This is a genomic window from Pedococcus sp. P1_H8 (genome assembly GCF_056405175.1).
This window is the reverse complement of the sequence record NZ_JBFUCP010000004.1, coordinates 376,696-392,684: the sequence shown is the minus strand read 5'-3', so window position 1 is coordinate 392,684 and position 15,989 is coordinate 376,696. Positions and strand designations below refer to the sequence as shown.

Below are 15,989 nucleotides of genomic sequence, written 5' to 3'. Positions count from 1 at the left end.
GTCACCACTGACCCATCGGGTGGGCCCGGGCGACGACCTGCAGCTCACCGACGATCCGGCTCAGTGCCTCGGTGTGCATGCCGTCGCGCCCCTGCCGGCCCTGGACCGCGGCGAGCGGAGCCTTGGTCGGCTGCTCGACGCCGCTGAGGGCGAACACCTGCGCGAGGACGACGGCGACGTCATCGGCGACCGCGGCCGGGTCGACACCGACGCCCGCGGCGGCAACTCGCGCCTCGACCTCGTGCGTCCTGAACAGCTCGGCGTGCAACGGCCACACCGTGTCGAGGGCGGCAGCGAGGCGGCGCCGCGACTCCTGCGTGCCCCGCGCCAGGGTGAGGAACCAGCGCCCGGCGTAGTCGCGGTGGTAGGTCAGCTCCTTGACGCCCTTGGCCGCGACGGCTGCCAGCACGTGGTCGCGGCTGTCGACGAGCTGCTCGAAGATCGCGATGCGCGCGCTGGAGTGGAGCAGCAGCTTGACGATGGTCACCGCGAAGTCGCCGTTGTCGAGCTCGACGAGCCGCACGTTGCGGAAGTCGCCGGCGCCGCGGAAGAACGCCAGGGCGTCCTCGGGCGGAACGGGTGACCCCTCGGGCAACGTGGGCACGAGCGAGGGGTCGGCCGCGGCGGCGCGGGCGAGGAGCAGCCTGGCCTGGCCGAGCAGGTCGAGCGCGATGTTGGACAGCGCGATGTCGTCCTCGAGGTCGGGCGCCCGGCTGCACCACTCCGAGAGCCGCTGTGACGCGATCAGGGCGTCGTCGGCGAGCATCAGGCAGTAGGCGCCGAGGTCCGCGGCCTCCACGCCGTCGGGCATCGTCGTGTCGACCCCGGCCAGGGGGTCCTCGAAGTCGGTGCCGAACGCCCAGTGCGACGGGTCGCCACCGAGGAGTCCGTCGTAGACCGACCCGTGCGCGTCGTTGGGGTCGGGCGCCGGGTGGGACGGCTGGTGGACGACGTCGTCGGCCACCGACTGGATGGCGTCGAGCCCGTCGGGCATCGCGCTCTCGGGCATCGCGGACCGGTCAGGCAGCGCTGTCTCTTCAGGCATGGGTCAGCAGCTCACATGTGGGGAACGTTGTCGGGGATCTCGTAGAACGTGGGGTGCCGGTAGACCTTGTCGCCGCTGGGGGCGAACAGCGGGTCCTTCTCGTCCGGGCTCGAGGCGGCGATGTCCTTGGACTGCACCACCCAGATGCTCACGCCCTCGTTACGACGGGTGTAGACGTCGCGGGCGTGCCGCAGCGCCATCTCGTCGTCGGCCGCGTGCAGCGATCCCACGTGGACGTGGTTGAGGCCGCGCTTGCCGCGGACGAAGACCTCGTACAGCGGCCACTCGGCGCGCACCCGCTCGGTGGCGTCCGGGGTGGGGGACGGTGCGTCACTCATGCGGTGCCTTCCTCGGCTGCGCGGGATGCCTCAAACGAAAGCTGTTGCGCGGCATACGCGGTCGCCGCCTCACGGACCCAGGCGCCGTCCTCGTGCGCGGCCCGTCGGTGGGCGATGCGCTGGGTGTTGCACGGGCCGTTGCCCTTGACGACCTGCATGAACTCGTCCCAGTCGGGCTGGCCGAAGTCGTGCGCCTGGCGCTCTTCGTTCCAGCGCAGGTCGGGATCCGGGAACGTCACACCGAGCACCTTCGCCTGGGGCACGGACATGTCGACGAACCGCTGGCGCAGGTCGTCGTTGGTGTTGCGCTTGATGCCCCACGCCATCGACTGCGCCGAGTTGGGGGACTCGTCGTCGGGCGGGCCGAACATCATCAGCGCCGGCCACCAGAACCGGTTGACCGACTCCTGCACCATGGCGCGCTGCTCGTCCGTGCCGCGCATCATCGTCATGAGCAGCTCGAAACCCTGCCGCTGGTGGAAGGACTCCTCCTTGCAGATGCGGATCATCGCGCGGCCATAGGGCCCGAACGACGTCCGGCACAGGGGCACCTGGTTGCAGATCGCGGCGCCGTCGACGAGCCAGCCGATGGTTCCGACGTCGGCGTAGGACAGCGTCGGGTAGTTGAAGATCGAGGAGTACTTCTGGCGCCCCTCGATGAGCATCTCGGTGAGCTGGCCGCGGCTCACACCGAGGGTCTCGCAGGCGGAGTAGAGGTAGAGCCCATGGCCGGCCTCGTCCTGAACCTTGGCCAGCAGGATCGCCTTGCGTCGCAGCGAGGGGGCGCGCCCGATCCAGTTGCCCTCGGGCTGCATGCCGATGATCTCGGAGTGCGCGTGCTGGGCCACCTGGCGGATGAGCGTCTTGCGATAGCCGTCGGGCATCCAGTCGCGGGGTTCGATGCGGTCGTTGTGGCTGATCGTCGCCTCGAACCCGGCCAGCAGGTCGGCCTCGCCGCCCGGCGTGGCCGGGGCAGTGGTGGTGTCCGTCATGCAACCCTCCGCAGTGAGGCGAATAACTGACCGAACGGTCTGTATTAGTGTCGCAGGTGCCGTCCAGTGTTGGCAAGAAAGCAGGTGGCAACCACGGTATGCCGCGCGGCCGGGCGTCGCATTACTCGCGCGTCACCCGTGATCGGTGGCAGGCTCGGGGCCGGTGACCTGAGCCACGGCGCTCCGCCATGCCGCGGCTTGGTCACCTGACCGCAGTCCGTCGTCGCTGGGAGGCCCACCCGATGTTCTCGCGCATCGCCATCGTCAACCGCGGCGAGGCCGCCATGCGGCTCATCCATGCCGTGCGCGACCTCAACGCGCAGGCGGGGGCCGACGGGCACCGCATCGAGACCATCGCGCTGCACACCGAGGGCGAGAAGCGGGCGATGTTCGTCCGCGAGGCCGACCACGCCTACAACCTCGGGCCTGCGGCCGACCGCCCCTACCTCGACTACGCCGTCCTGGAGAAGGCCTTGACCCAGACCCGTGCTGACGCCGCCTGGGTCGGCTGGGGCTTCGTCGCGGAAGACCCGAACTTCGCCGAGGTCTGCGCGCGGATCGGCGTCACCTTCATCGGCCCGAGCCCCGAGGCGATGCGCAAGCTCGGCGACAAGATCGGGTCCAAGATCATCGCCGAAGAGGTCGGCGTCCCGGTGGCTCCATGGAGCGGCGGCGGCGTCGACACCCTCGAGGACGCGAAAGCGGCGGCTGCCCGGATCGGCTACCCGCTCATGCTCAAGGCGACCGCAGGCGGCGGTGGGCGGGGCATCCGGATGGTCGCGTCCGACGCCGACCTCACCGACGCCTACGAGCGCACTCGCGACGAGGCGCAGCGCGCGTTCGGCTCCGGCGTGGTCTTCCTGGAGCGGCTGGTGACCGGCGCCCGCCACGTCGAGGTGCAGGTGATCGCCGACGGCCAGGGCACCGCCTGGGCCATCGGCGTCCGCGACTGCTCGATCCAGCGCCGCAACCAGAAGGTCATCGAGGAGTCGGCCTCGCCCGTCCTCGCGCCCGAGCAGGTTGCAGAGGTCAAGGCCAGTGCCGAACGCCTCGCCGTCGCGGTGGGGTATGCCGGTGCCGGCACCGTCGAGTTCCTCTACCACCCGGGCGACAAGTTCTTCGCCTTCCTGGAGGTCAACACCCGCCTGCAGGTCGAGCACCCCATCACCGAGGTCACGACCGACACCGACCTGGTCAAGCTGCAGATCCACGTGGCCGGCGGCGGTCGCCTCGAGGGGGAGCGCCCGCGCGAGGAGGGGCACGCCGTGGAGGCGCGCCTCAACGCCGAGGACCCCGACCGCGACTTCGCACCGTCACCGGGTCGGATCGCGCTGCTCCAGCTCCCCAGCGGCCCCGGCATCCGGGTCGACACCGGCGTGGGAGAAGGGGACTCGATCCCCGCCGACTTCGACTCGATGATCGCCAAGATCATCGCCGTCGGACGTGACCGGGACGAGGCCCTGGCCCGCCTGCGTCGCGCCATGGGCGAGACCACAGTCGTCATCGAGGGGGGTTCGACCAACAAGAGCTTCATCCTCGACCTGCTCGACCAGCCCGAGGTCATCGACGGCAGCGCCGACACCGGGTGGATCGACCGGGTCCGCGCCGAGGGTCGCCTGGTCTCCCACCGCCACTCCGGCGTGGCCCTCGTCGCCGCGGGCATCGAGGGCTACGAGGACGAGGAGGAGGTCGAACGCACCCGGCTGCTCGAGACCTCGCGCGGTGGACGACCCCAGGTGCAGCACCGCACCGGCCGCGCCATCGACCTCAAGCTGCGCGGCACGGCATACAAGGTCACGGTGTGGCGGATAGGGCCGCACAGGTTCCGCGTGGCCCTCGCCGCGGGTGCGGTCGAGCAGACCGTCGACGCCGACCTCGACCGTCTCGACGAGTACACCAGCCGCATCACGATCTCCGGGCGCACCCACCGCCTCATCACCGCCACCCACGGCCCCGTCCAGCTCGTGGAGGTCGACGGGGTCACGCACCGCGTCAGCCGGGACGAGGGCGGCGTGCTGCGTTCGCCGGCTCCAGCCCTCGTCGTCGCCACCCCTGTCGCCGTCGGCGCCGAGGTCGCGGCGGGCGCCCCGGTGCTCGTGCTCGAGTCGATGAAGATGGAGACCGTCCTGCCCGCGCCGTTCGCCGGCCGGGTCAAGGAGCTCCTGGTGTCGGCGGGCAGCCAGGTCGAGACCGGCACACCGCTCGTCCGCCTGGAACCGGTGGGTGACGCCGACGAGGCGGCTGACGTCGGTGCCGCCGACGAGGCGGTCGACCTCGACCTGCCCGAAGACTCAGCCACCGGCGACGGTGCGGCCGCCTCTGCGGATCACGCCCGATCCGCCCTGGCCGCGATGCTCCTCGGCTACGACCTGGACCAGCGCGACGAGGGCAGCACCCTGGCGACCTATCTCTCCGCGCGTGACGAGCTGACGGCCCAGGGTGTCTCGCAGGTCTGCGCCGAGGTCGCCGTGCTCGAGGTCTTCGCCGACTTCGCCGAGCTGAGCCGCAACCGGCCGGCCGGCGAGGAGACGCATGTCGAAAACCGGGTGCACAGCCCGCGCGAGCACTTCCACACCTACCTGCAGAGCCTCGACCCGGACCGCGGGGCGCTCCCCGAGCAGTTCCGCGCCAAGCTCTCGAACGTCGTGCGGCACTACGGCATCGACAGCCTGGACCGCACCGCCGAGCTGGAGCAGGCCGTCTTCCGGGTCTTCCTCTCGCAGCAGCGGTCGGCTCCGGATGTCGCGCTCGCGACGTCTCTGCTGCAGCGCTGGATGGTCGAGCCCTGCCCCGAAGCGCCTCTCGACAGCGCCGCCCGCGAGGTCCTCGACCGGCTCGTCGTCGCCACCCAGCTGCGCTTCCCGGTCGTCGGCGACCTCGCCCGCAGCGTGCGGTTCCGCTGGTTCGACCAGCCCCTCGTCGACGCCGACCGGGCCAGCATCCTCGGGGGCGTCAGTGACGAGCTGACCGCCCTGGAGGCCATGCCCGAGAGCGAGGAGCGCGCCCGCCGGATTGACGCGCTTGCCGCCATCCCCGAGCAGATCGTGCAGTTCCTCGCCGAGCGGTTGGACAGAGGCGTGCCGGAGCGCGAGCCGATGCTGGCCGTCCTCATCAAGCGGCACTACCGTGAGCACGATCTGACGGCCCTGCGCGAAATCTCAGTCGGGGCAAGGCCATTCGCGATCGCCGACTACTCGCTCGACGGCCGCCCCACCCATCTGGTGACCAGTGTCGGCCGGGTCGACGAGCTGACCGCTGAAGGCGAGCTCGGCGTCGCCGTTTCGGCCCAGCTGGACCAGGGCTCCGCAGGCTCCGACGGCGTGGTCGACCTCTACCTGTCGTGGCCCGACGAGCCCGCGTCCCCCGAGGACGCCTCCGACCGCCTGGCTCACCTCCTTGCCGGTATGCCGTTCGCCCAGCGGGTGCGCCGGGTGGCCGTCGCCGTGTGCCCGGGTGCCCGACGACCGGTGGCGTACTTCACCTTCCGACCCGACGGCGCGGGCGCCATGGTCGAGGACCGGCTCGTGCGCGGCGTGCACCCCATGGTCGGGCGCCGCCTCAACCTCTGGCGGCTGCGCGACTTCGACGTGACCCGTCTGGAAGCCCCCGAGGACGTCCTGCTCTACCTGTGCACCGCCCCCGGCAACGAGGCCGACCAGCGGCTCGTCGCGCTGGCCCAGGTCCGTCAGCTCGTCGTCGTCCGCGACGAGCAGGGCCGGGTGACAGCCCTGCCCCACGCCGAGCGCGCCATCGCCAACTGCCTCGAGGCCATCCGCCGGGCGCGGTCGGCTCGCGGAGCGGCCGGGGCCCGGCTCGACATGAACCACGTGTGGGTCCACATCTGGCCCCCCGTCGAGGCCGATCTCGACCAGCTCACCGCCCTCCAGGCCCGGATCGCCCCGTTGACCGCCGGCGCGGGCATCGAGGAGGTCCTGGTCCAGGGCCGGATCGCGACGCCCGACGGTGCCAGCGCCCCTCTCGCCGCGCGGTTCCACTACCAGCCCGGGTCGGGTGTCGTGACCTCCGTCGAGGAGCCGCCGACCACCCGCCTCAAGCCGCTGGACGACTACGCCCAGAAGGTCGTTCGCGCCCGTCGTCGGGGGGTCGTCTACCCCTACGAGCTGCAGGCGATGATCGCAGGACCCGGTGGTACCGCCACCGAGTACGACCTGGACGACGGCGGCGTGCTCGTCCCCGTCGACCGGCCCTACGGCCTCAACAAGGCGGGGATCATCGCAGGCGTCATCACGACCCCCACCGAGCGCTATCCCGAGGGCATGACGCGGGTGCTCCTCTGTGGTGACCCGCTCAAGGCCCTCGGCGCCGTCTCCGAGGCCGAGTGCGCGCGGGTCATCGCAGCCCTCGACCTGGCCGAGCGCATGCGCGTCCCCGTCGAGTGGTTCGCCCTGTCCGCCGGCGCGCGGATCTCGATGGACTCCGGCACCGAGAACATGGACTGGGTGGCCAAGGCCCTCAAGCGGATCATCGAGTTCACCCAGGGCGGTGGCGAGATCAACATCGTCGTCGCGGGGATCAACGTCGGCGCGCAGCCCTACTGGAACGCCGAAGCCACGATGCTCATGCACACCAAGGGCATCCTCGTGATGACCCCGGACAGCGCCATGGTGTTGACCGGCAAGCAGTCGCTCGACTTCTCCGGCGGGGTGTCGGCAGAGGACAACTTCGGCATCGGCGGCTACGACCGGGTGATGGGGCCGAACGGTCAGGCGCAGTACTGGGCGCGCGACCTCGCGGGCGCCTATGGCGTCCTGATGGCCCACTACGACCACACGTACGTGCACCCGGGTGAGGCCGGGCCACGTCGTGCGAAGTCCACCGACGACGTCGCTCGGGACGTCACGGCATACCCGCACGTCATGCCGGACTCGGGCTTCACGACAGTGGGCGACATCTTCTCGGCCGCCACGAACCCGGACCGCAAGAAGGCCTTCGACATCCGCATCCTGATGGCGGCAGTCGCCGACCAGGACCACCGGACCCTCGAGCGCTGGGCAGGCATGGCCGACGCGGAGACGTCGGTCGTGCAGGACGCCCACCTCGGCGGCATACCGGTCTGCCTCATCGGTATCGAGTCCAAAACCGTTGCGCGACGCGGTTTCCCGCCCACCGACGGACCCGACACCTACACCGCGGGCACCCTCTTCCCGCGTTCGTCCAAGAAGACCGCGCGGGCGATCAACGCCGCGAGCGGCAACCGCCCCGTCGTCGTGCTCGCCAACCTGTCCGGCTTCGACGGGTCGCCCGAGTCGATGCGCAGCCTGCAGCTCGAGTACGGCGCGGAGATCGGCAGGGCCATCGTCAACTTCGAGGGTCCGATCGTGTTCTGCGTCGTGAGCCGCTACCACGGTGGTGCCTTCGTGGTGTTCTCCAAGGCGCTCAACCCGAACATGACGGTCCTGGCCGTCGAGGGGTCGTTCGCCTCCGTCATCGGTGGCGCCCCCGCAGCGGCGGTCGTCTTCTCCCGCGACGTCGACGCCCGCACCGCCGCCGACGCGCGGGTCAAGGACCTCGAGGCGCGGCTCGGCGAGGCGTCGGGTGCACAGCGCGCCCGTCTGTCCACCGAGCTCGCCGAGCTGCGCACGGCAGTGCGCAGCGAGAAGCTCGGTGAGGTCGCCTCCGAGTTCGACGGGGTGCACAGCATCCACCGCGCGGTCAGCGTCGGATCGGTCGATGCCGTCATCGACCCGCACGAGCTGCGCCCGCGCATCATCGGGGCCATCGAGGCGGGACTGCGCCGCTGAGCCCGCCGGAGCCGCGAGGGCCCGCGCCACAGACCCCTGCAAGGCCTCCCGTCGGGCTGCTGCTCGCGGCCGGCGGTGGTCGTCGGATGGGCACGCCCAAGGCGCTGGTCGAGGACCCCGCGGGGGGCACCTTCGTCGAGCGCGGCGTTCGCGTGCTGCGCGACGGAGGCTGTGCGCCGGTCGTGGTGGTTGTCGGCGCGCAGGCCGAGCGCGTGTCAGCCCTGGCCGCCAGCGCGGGGGCGGACCTCGTGGTGGAGGCGAGCGACTGGGCAGACGGCCAGAGCGCCTCGCTGCGCCGGGGCATTGCCACCCTCGCCACCACGGAGGCCGAGGTGGCGTGCGTCCTGCTCGTCGACCTCCCGGACGTGGGCCCCGACGTCGTCGCCGCGGTGCTCGCCGCCGCCGGTGGCGGGCTCAGCGCCCTGGCGCGGGCGGCATACCGAGGAGTGCCCGGGCACCCGGTGGTGATCGGTCGCGACCACTGGGAGGCCATCGCCGGCGACGCCACCGGCGACCGCGGCGCCCGCGACTACCTCGCGACCCACGCCCACACGGTCGTCGAGGCCGGTCACCTCGCCACGGGACGCGACGTCGACACTCCTGGCGACCTGTGACGCGGGTTGCCCCTTCAATTACTCGCCAGCATGGGTGATGCTGTGGACATGGAGCCACGCGAGGCCTTTGAGTCCGCGGGGGAGCTGACGCAGGGGCTTGCCGACACGGGATACCTCGCCGACGACGCCCTCGCCACGGTTGCCTGGCTCGCACTCCGGCTGCAGCGCCCGCTGCTGCTCGAGGGCGAACCCGGCACCGGCAAGACCGCCCTCGCGGAGGGCATCGCGGCCGCGCTCGACCTGCCACTGATCCGGCTGCAGTGCTACGAGGGCATCGACGCGACCCAGGCGCTCTATGACTGGGACTTCCCCCGCCAGATCCTCCACCTGCGGGCCGTCGAGGCGGTGGCGGCGGGCGGGCAGGACCTCGCCGAGGTCGAGGAGCAGCTGTTCGACCAGCGGTTCCTCCTCGCCCGACCAGTGCTGCGCGCGCTGCGCGAGTCGCCGGTGGTGCTGCTCGTGGACGAGATCGACCGGGCCGACGACGAGTTCGAGGCGTTCCTGCTCGAGGTGCTCTCGACCTGGCAGGTGACCATCCCCGAGCTGGGGACCGTGACGGCCGCGACGCCGCCGATCGTCGTCCTCACCTCCAACCGCACCCGCGAGCTCCACGACGCCCTCAAGCGTCGATGCCTCTACCACTGGATCGACCACCCCAGCCTCGAGCGCGAGCTCCAGATCGTCCGGACTCGGGCCCCGGAAGTCTCCGAATCCCTTGCCGCACAGGTGGTTTCGACGGTTCAGCGGCTGCGCAACGACCAGGACCTGATCAAGCCACCGGGCGTGGCGGAGACCCTCGACTGGGCTCGCGCTCTGCAGGAGCTGGGAGCGTCGGACCTCGACTTCGACACCGCCTCCGCGAGCCTGGGCGTTGCCGTGAAGTACCGCGAGGACGCCGAGCGGGTCCGCGCGGCGCTCGACCGGATCCTGGCTCGATGACTGCCCCGATGAGTGCCCCCACCCCGCCGCTACCTGCCGCACCGGTGCACGCCGCGGACGAGATTCTCTTGGGCTTCGCCCGCGCCGTGCGTGCCGCGGGCGTCAACGTGACGGCCGACCGCGAGCGCACCTACCTCGATGCGGTGGCGGCCGTCGGGGTGGGGGACGAGCCCGGTGCCTACTGGGCTGGGCGCGCGACGCTGTGCGCCTCGCCGGCCGACCTCGAGCGCTACGACCTGGTGTATGCCGCGTGGTTCGGCCTCGAGCGCGCCACGAGCCGCGCGCGGCGCGACACGACGACCACGGTCGCGCACGCCCCCCTCGACACGGGACGAGGCGGTGACGACCCGGAGTCGCCACAGGACGTGGTGCGGGCGTCGGCGAGCGCCGTCGAGGTGCTCCGACACCGTGACGTGGCGTCCCTCAGCAACGCCGACCGCGCGCGGCTTGCAGCGATGTTCGCGGCACTGCGGCCACGCGCGCCCCGTCGTCCGGCCCACCGGCACACCCCGTCGCGGCGAGGTGGGGTCGATGCCCGCCGCACGCTCAGGGAACAACTGCGCCGGATGGGGGAGCCGGGCCCGATCGCGTGGCGGCACAAGGGAACTCGCCCTCGACGGGTGGTCCTCCTCGTCGATGTCTCCGGGTCGATGAGCGCCTACGCCGACGCCTTGTTACGGCTGGCCCACACCTACGCCGCCAGCGGTCTGCCGGTCGAGGTGTTCACCCTCGGCACTCGGCTGACGCACGTCACGCGCCCGCTGCGACAGCGCGACCCCGAGCGGGCGATCGTCGCGTGCGGGGCCTGCGTACCCGACTGGTCGGGCGGCACCAGGCTCGCCGAGGGGATCGGCGCCTTCCTCGACCGGTGGGGTCGACGGGGCATGGCCCGGGGTGCTGTGGTCGTGCTGTTCAGTGACGGCTGGGAACGCGACGAGCCCACGGCGCTGGGCGAGCAGATGCGTCGTCTGCGGGCCCTCGCCCACCGGGTCGTCTGGGTCAACCCGCATCGCGGCAAGCCGGGCTACGAACCCGTCCAGCAAGGCATCGTCGCCGCGTTGCCGCACGTCGACGACTTCGTGGCGGGTCACTCGATGGCCGCCTTCGAGGAGCTCGTGGAGGTGGTTGCCCGTGCGTGAGGTGCTCCCGGAGCTGCTCCGCTGGTGGCGGGCCGGTGCCACGGTCGGTGTCGGCACCGTCGTCGCCACCTGGCGCTCGGCGCCCCGACCGGCCGGAGCGGCGATGCTCGTGGGGCCGGGGGGCGAGGCCGTCGGGTCGGTCAGCGGCGGGTGCGTCGAGGGCGCGGTCTACGAGCTCGCCCAGGGGGTGGTCGCCGACGGTGTCCCCGTCCTGCAGCGCTACGGCGTCAGTGACGACGACGCGTATGCCGTGGGGCTGACCTGTGGGGGCATCCTCGACGTCTTCGTCGAGCAGGTGAGCCGCGAGACCTTCCCCGAGCTCGGGGCGGTCGCCGAGGACATCGAGGCCGGTCGCCCGGTGGCCGTGGCGACGGTCATCGAGCACCCCGACCGGACCTGGCTGGGGCGCCGGCTGGTCGTCCGCCCGGAGTCCGGCGCCCCCGGTTCCGGTGCCTCCCGGCCTGGCGAGGACCCTGCGGGCACCGGGTCGCTGGGGTCGTCGCGAGCCGACGACGCCGTCACCGACGACGCCCGCGGCCTGCTCGCCTCTGGTCGCACCGAGACCCTCACCTACGGCCCCGACGGGGAGCGCCGCGGCGAGGGCATGCGGGTGTTCGTGTCCTCCTTCGCGCCCAGGCCCCGGATGCTGGTCTTCGGAGCCATCGACTTCGCGGCTGCGGTGGCGCACCAAGGCCACTTCCTCGGCTACCAGGTGACGGTCTGTGACGCCCGACCCGTCTTCGCGACGGCCTCGCGGTTCCCGTCGGCCGACGAGGTCGTCGTGGACTGGCCGCACCGATATCTCGCGGCCGAGCGGGACGCGGGCCGGATCGACGCCCGGACGGTGATCTGCGTGCTGACCCACGACCCCAAGTTCGACGTGCCGGTCCTCGAGCTCGCCCTGCGTCTCCCTGAGGTGGGCTACGTCGGTGCCATGGGCTCGCGCCGCACGCACGACGACCGGATGGCCCGGCTGCGGGAGGCCGGTCTCACCGAGGCCGAGCTGGCCCGACTCTCGAGCCCGGTCGGGCTCGACCTCGGGGCGCGCACCCCTGAGGAGACCGCGGTGAGCATCGCGGCCGAGATCATCGCGCTGCAGTGGGGAGGCCGGGGCGACCGCCTGGGCCACCGCGAGGGGCCCATCCACCACCACGCGACAGGGCTGGTGGGCGCCACCACGGGACCGGAGGAGGCCGTGGGAAACTACCCGGATTGACCGTTGCCACCACCCGTGTTGGCGACAAGTATCCGAAGTGCCGGGCCTACCCAGCCAGCGTTTTCGTCACAGGTGTTTCGTCACGTGTTTTCGTCACAGAGAGGTGAGCGAATGACCCGCATCAGCGTCACGGTCGATGGAGTCGAGTACTCGGACGAGGTGGAGCCGAGAACGCTCCTCGTCCACTACCTGAGGGAACAGCTGGGCAAGACCGGCACCGTCGTCGGGTGCGACACGAGCAACTGCGGAGCCTGCACCGTGCACCTCGACGGGCGCAGCGTGAAGTCGTGCAACGTGCTCGCGGTCCAGGCCGACGGTCACGACGTGACGACCATCGAGGGACTGGCCACCAACGGCGAGCTGCACCCGATGCAGGAGGCGTTCCACCAGTGCCACGCGCTGCAGTGCGGCTACTGCACCCCGGGGATGATCATGCAGGCCATCGACGTGCTCAACGAGAACCCGAACCCCACCGAGCAGGAGATCCGGGTCGGGCTCGAGGGCAACCTGTGCCGCTGCACCGGCTACGTCAACATCGTCAGGGCGGTGCAGCAGGTCGCGGGGGCCTCCGCCGCGGGGAGCTCAGGCTCGAACGGAGGCCAGGCATGACCGCCGTCGACACCCGTCCGGCCGCCGAGATCGGCAGCCGGCGCCTCCGCAAGGAGGACCAGCGCCTGATCACGGGTCGCACCCGCTGGACCGACAACCTCATCCTGCCCGGCATGCTCCACGCCGCCATGGTCCGCAGCCCCCACGCCCACGCCATGATCAAGGGCATCGACACCGCGGCGGCCCGCAAGGCTCCCGGGGTGGTGGCGGTCGTAACCGGAGCCGACGTGAAGGACGGCCAGGGGGCCGTGGCCAACGCCTGGCCGATCACCACCGACCAGTTGGCACCGGCCCACCTGCCGATCGTGGTCGACCACGTCGCGTGTGCCGGCGAGATCGTGGCCGTGGTCGTGGCACGCACCGCGGCCCAGGCCCGCGACGCCGCGGAGCTCGTGGACGTGGACTACGACGAGCTCCCGGCCGTCCTCGACGCCAAGGAGGCGGTCGACGACGCGGTACTCGCCCACCCCGACCTCGGCACCAACAAGTCCGCGCTCTGGCGTCTCGACTCCGCCGACCAGGGCAGCGGGGGCGATGTCGACGAGGAGATCGCCAAGGCTCGCGCCGACGGCATCGTCATCGAACGGGAGATCCGCCAGCAGCGACTGATCCCGGCCTTCATGGAGCCCCGCTCGACGGTGGTCGACCCCACGGGTGAACAGATCACGGTGTGGACCTCGACCCAGGTCCCCCACATCCTGCGCTTCCTCATCGCGGCCACGACCGGCATACCTGAGTCCAAGGTGAGGGTCATCGCACCCGACGTGGGCGGCGGCTTCGGCGGCAAGCTGCAGACCACGGCCGAGGAGTTCGCGACGCTGGCGGTCGCCCGCCACGTCGGCAGGCCCGTCAAGTACACCGAGACCCGCTCGGAGTCCCTCGTCTCCGGCCACCACGGCCGCGACCAGTACCAGAAGCTCACCCTCGCGGCGACGAAGGACGGCACGGTCACCGCCTTGAAGGTCGACCTCATCGCCAACCTCGGCGCCTACGTCGGCCTCGTCGGCGGCGGTGTCCCCGTGCTCGGCGCGTGGATGTACAACGCCATCTACAAGTTCCGTGCCTACCGGTTCACGGTGCAGACGGTGCTCACCAACACCACCTGGGTGGACGCCTACCGTGGCGCCGGCCGTCCCGAGGCGACGTACGCCATCGAGCGGCTGATGGACGAGCTGGCGGCGGAGGTGGGTGTCGACCCCCTGCAGATCCGCGAGCAGAACTGGATCAGGCACGACGAGTTCCCATTCACCTCGGTGGCCGGCATGACCTACGACTCGGGCAACTACGAGGTCGCCACGGCGCGCGCAGTTGAGCTCTTCGACTACGAGGGCCTCCGGCGTGAGCAGCGCGAACGTCGGGAGCGCAAGGACCCCGTTCAGCTCGGGATCGGCGTCTCCACCTTCACCGAGATGTGCGGCCTCGCACCCTCCCGGATCCTCGGCGCGCTCAACTACGGCGCCGGCGGCTGGGAGCACGCCTCGATCCGGATGCTGGCGACCGGCAAGGTGGAGGTCATCACCGGCACCTCACCCCACGGCCAGGGCCACGAGACGGCGTGGAGCCAGATCGCGGCGGACCGGCTGGGTGTGCCCTTCGAGGACATCGAGGTGCTGCACGGCGACACGCAGATCGCGCCGCGTGGCCTCGACACCTACGGCTCGCGCTCGCTCGTCGTGGGCGGCGAAGCGGTCGTGCGTGCCGCCGACAAGGTCGTCGAGAAGGCCAAGGTCGTCGCCGCCCACCTGTTGGAGGCGAGCGTCGACGACCTGGAGTTCTCGGCAGGCCGGTTCACCGTCCGCGGCACCGACAACGGCATCGGCATCACCGAGATAGCGACCGCCCAGTTCACGTCGCACAACCTGCCGCCCGGTCTCGAGTCCGGCATCGACGCCGACGCCACCTTCGACCCCGACGACTTCTCGTTCCCCCACGGCACGCACCTGTGCGCCATGGAGGTCGACACCGAGACCGGTCAGGTCACGATGCGCAAGTACGTCAGTGTCGACGACGTCGGGCAGATCATCAACCCGCTCATCGTGGAGGGTCAGGTGCACGGAGGCGTACTCCAGGGCATCGCGCAGGCGTTGTGGGAAGAGGCGGTGTTCGACGACCAGGGCACCCTGGTCTCGGGCTCGTTCGTGGACTACACCCTCCCGACCGCCGCCGACACGATCAGCTTCGTCACGGAGAACACCACCTCGCCGTCGACGACGAACACGCTCGGCACCAAGGGGGTCGGCGAAGCCGGCTGCATCGCGTCCACGCCGGCGGTCGTCAACGCCATCGTCGACGCGCTGCGACCGCTCGGCATCAACGACATCCAGATGCCCTGCACGCCAGAGCGCGTCTGGAAGGCCATCCAGTCGGCCGGGTCCAACCAGGCCGACGCCACCACGGGCCAGGCGCAGCCGCACTTCGACGCGGATGCCCCCAACCAGGACGCCGGCACCACCGGTGCCGCGACGAACGGAGCAGACCAGTGATCCCCGCATCGTTCGACTACGTCGCACCCACCTCCGTGGCCGACGCGTTGGCTGCGCTCGCCGAGGCCGGCGACGACGCCAAGGTGCTGGCCGGTGGCCAGAGCCTGCTGCCCATCCTGCGGATGCGACTCAACGCCCCCGAGAAGGTCATCGACCTCGGCCGGATCGAGGAGCTCAAAGGTGTCACCGAGGACGGTGACCACCTCGTCATCGGTGCCATGACCACGTATGCCGATGTGCTGGCGAGCGATCTCGTCCGTCAGCACGCGGGGCTGCTCACCGACGCCATCGCCGAGGTGGCCGACCCGCAGATCCGCCACCGTGGCACGGTCGGCGGAGCGCTCGTCCACGCCGACCCGGCTGGTGACGTGGGTGCTCCGGCGCTCGCGCTCGACACCGAGTTCGTCATCCATGGCAGTGGCGGCGAACGCACCGTGGCCGCCGGCGACTTCTTCCTGGACCTGTTCGAGACGGCCGTGGGGGAGGGCGAGCTGCTCACCGCCATCCGGATCCCCAAGCACACCGGGTGGGGCCACCGCTACGAGAAGTTCGTGCGGGTGTCGCACCAGTGGTCCATCGTCGCCGTCGCCGCGACGGTGCGCGTCGACGGGGGCACGATCGCCGAGGCGCGGATCGGGCTGACCAACATGGGGTCCAAACCGCTGCGGGCCACCACGGTGGAGCAGGCGCTGGTGGGCAAGGCAGCCACCGACGACGCCGTGCGCGAGGCGTGCGCCGCGGCTGCGGACGGCACCAACCCGCCGTCCGACCTCAACGGCGACAGCGACTACCGCAGGCACCTCGCGACGGTGCTGACCCGACGAGCCGTCCTGTCCGCAGCGGGAGGCTGAG

The 15,989-nt window shown here is 71.3% G+C and carries 11 protein-coding genes; 8 read left to right on the top strand and 3 right to left on the bottom strand.

The genetic code is table 11. The features are described 5' to 3' along the window. Nucleotide 1: 1 nt before the first annotated feature. The 3 genes from paaC to paaA are packed head-to-tail and all read right to left on the bottom strand — an operon-like array spanning nucleotide 2 to nucleotide 2,375. Entirely contained in the window at nucleotides 2-1,045 is a 1,044-nt protein-coding gene (gene paaC, locus AC1DYG_RS07305) for a 1,2-phenylacetyl-CoA epoxidase subunit PaaC (protein ID WP_477639194.1), read from the bottom strand. Nucleotides 1,046-1,056: 11 nt separating this feature from the next. Then, nucleotides 1,057-1,383 carry a 1,2-phenylacetyl-CoA epoxidase subunit PaaB gene (paaB, locus tag AC1DYG_RS07300; protein WP_477639193.1) on the bottom strand — a complete coding sequence of 109 codons (327 nt, stop codon included), beginning with the start codon at nucleotides 1,381-1,383 and terminating at the stop codon, nucleotides 1,057-1,059. Then, nucleotides 1,380-2,375: a 1,2-phenylacetyl-CoA epoxidase subunit PaaA gene (gene paaA / locus AC1DYG_RS07295; protein WP_477639192.1), complete on the bottom strand. Its 996-nt coding sequence runs from the start codon at nucleotides 2,373-2,375 to the stop codon at nucleotides 1,380-1,382. The genes paaB and paaA overlap by 4 nt, the downstream gene beginning before the upstream one ends. A gap of 242 nt (nucleotides 2,376-2,617) precedes the next feature. Between paaA and AC1DYG_RS07290 the strand changes: the two genes are divergently transcribed. The 8 genes from AC1DYG_RS07290 (at nucleotide 2,618) to AC1DYG_RS07255 (ending at nucleotide 15,988) form a co-directional block, all read left to right on the top strand. Beyond that, a complete protein-coding gene (locus tag AC1DYG_RS07290; protein WP_477639191.1) occupies nucleotides 2,618-8,137 on the top strand; it encodes an ATP-binding protein in 5,520 nt (1,839 codons plus the stop codon). After that, entirely contained in the window at nucleotides 8,134-8,751 is a 618-nt protein-coding gene (locus AC1DYG_RS07285) for a nucleotidyltransferase family protein (protein WP_477639479.1), read from the top strand. Before AC1DYG_RS07290 ends, AC1DYG_RS07285 begins: the two co-directional genes overlap by 4 nt. Nucleotides 8,752-8,799: 48 nt before the next feature. Then, nucleotides 8,800-9,690, top strand: coding sequence for an AAA family ATPase (locus tag AC1DYG_RS07280; protein ID WP_477639190.1), 891 nt, complete (start codon nucleotides 8,800-8,802; stop codon nucleotides 9,688-9,690). Continuing rightward, nucleotides 9,687-10,829, top strand: a complete 1,143-nt coding sequence (locus AC1DYG_RS07275) for a vWA domain-containing protein (RefSeq protein WP_477639189.1) — start codon at nucleotides 9,687-9,689, stop codon at nucleotides 10,827-10,829. Before AC1DYG_RS07280 ends, AC1DYG_RS07275 begins: the two co-directional genes overlap by 4 nt. After that, entirely contained in the window at nucleotides 10,822-12,045 is a 1,224-nt protein-coding gene (locus AC1DYG_RS07270; protein ID WP_477639188.1) for an XdhC family protein, read from the top strand. The genes AC1DYG_RS07275 and AC1DYG_RS07270 overlap by 8 nt, the downstream gene beginning before the upstream one ends. Before the next feature lie 111 nt (nucleotides 12,046-12,156). Then, nucleotides 12,157-12,654 carry a (2Fe-2S)-binding protein gene (locus AC1DYG_RS07265; RefSeq protein ID WP_477639187.1) on the top strand — a complete coding sequence of 166 codons (498 nt, stop codon included), beginning with the start codon at nucleotides 12,157-12,159 and terminating at the stop codon, nucleotides 12,652-12,654. Then, the gene (locus AC1DYG_RS07260) at nucleotides 12,651-15,137 is read left to right on the top strand and encodes a xanthine dehydrogenase family protein molybdopterin-binding subunit (protein ID WP_477639186.1); all 2,487 of its coding nucleotides are present in this window, start codon (nucleotides 12,651-12,653) and stop codon (nucleotides 15,135-15,137) included. Before AC1DYG_RS07265 ends, AC1DYG_RS07260 begins: the two co-directional genes overlap by 4 nt. Continuing rightward, nucleotides 15,134-15,988 carry an FAD binding domain-containing protein gene (locus tag AC1DYG_RS07255; RefSeq protein ID WP_477639185.1) on the top strand — a complete coding sequence of 285 codons (855 nt, stop codon included), beginning with the start codon at nucleotides 15,134-15,136 and terminating at the stop codon, nucleotides 15,986-15,988. The genes AC1DYG_RS07260 and AC1DYG_RS07255 overlap by 4 nt, the downstream gene beginning before the upstream one ends. The last annotated feature ends 1 nt before the right edge of the window (nucleotide 15,989 follow it).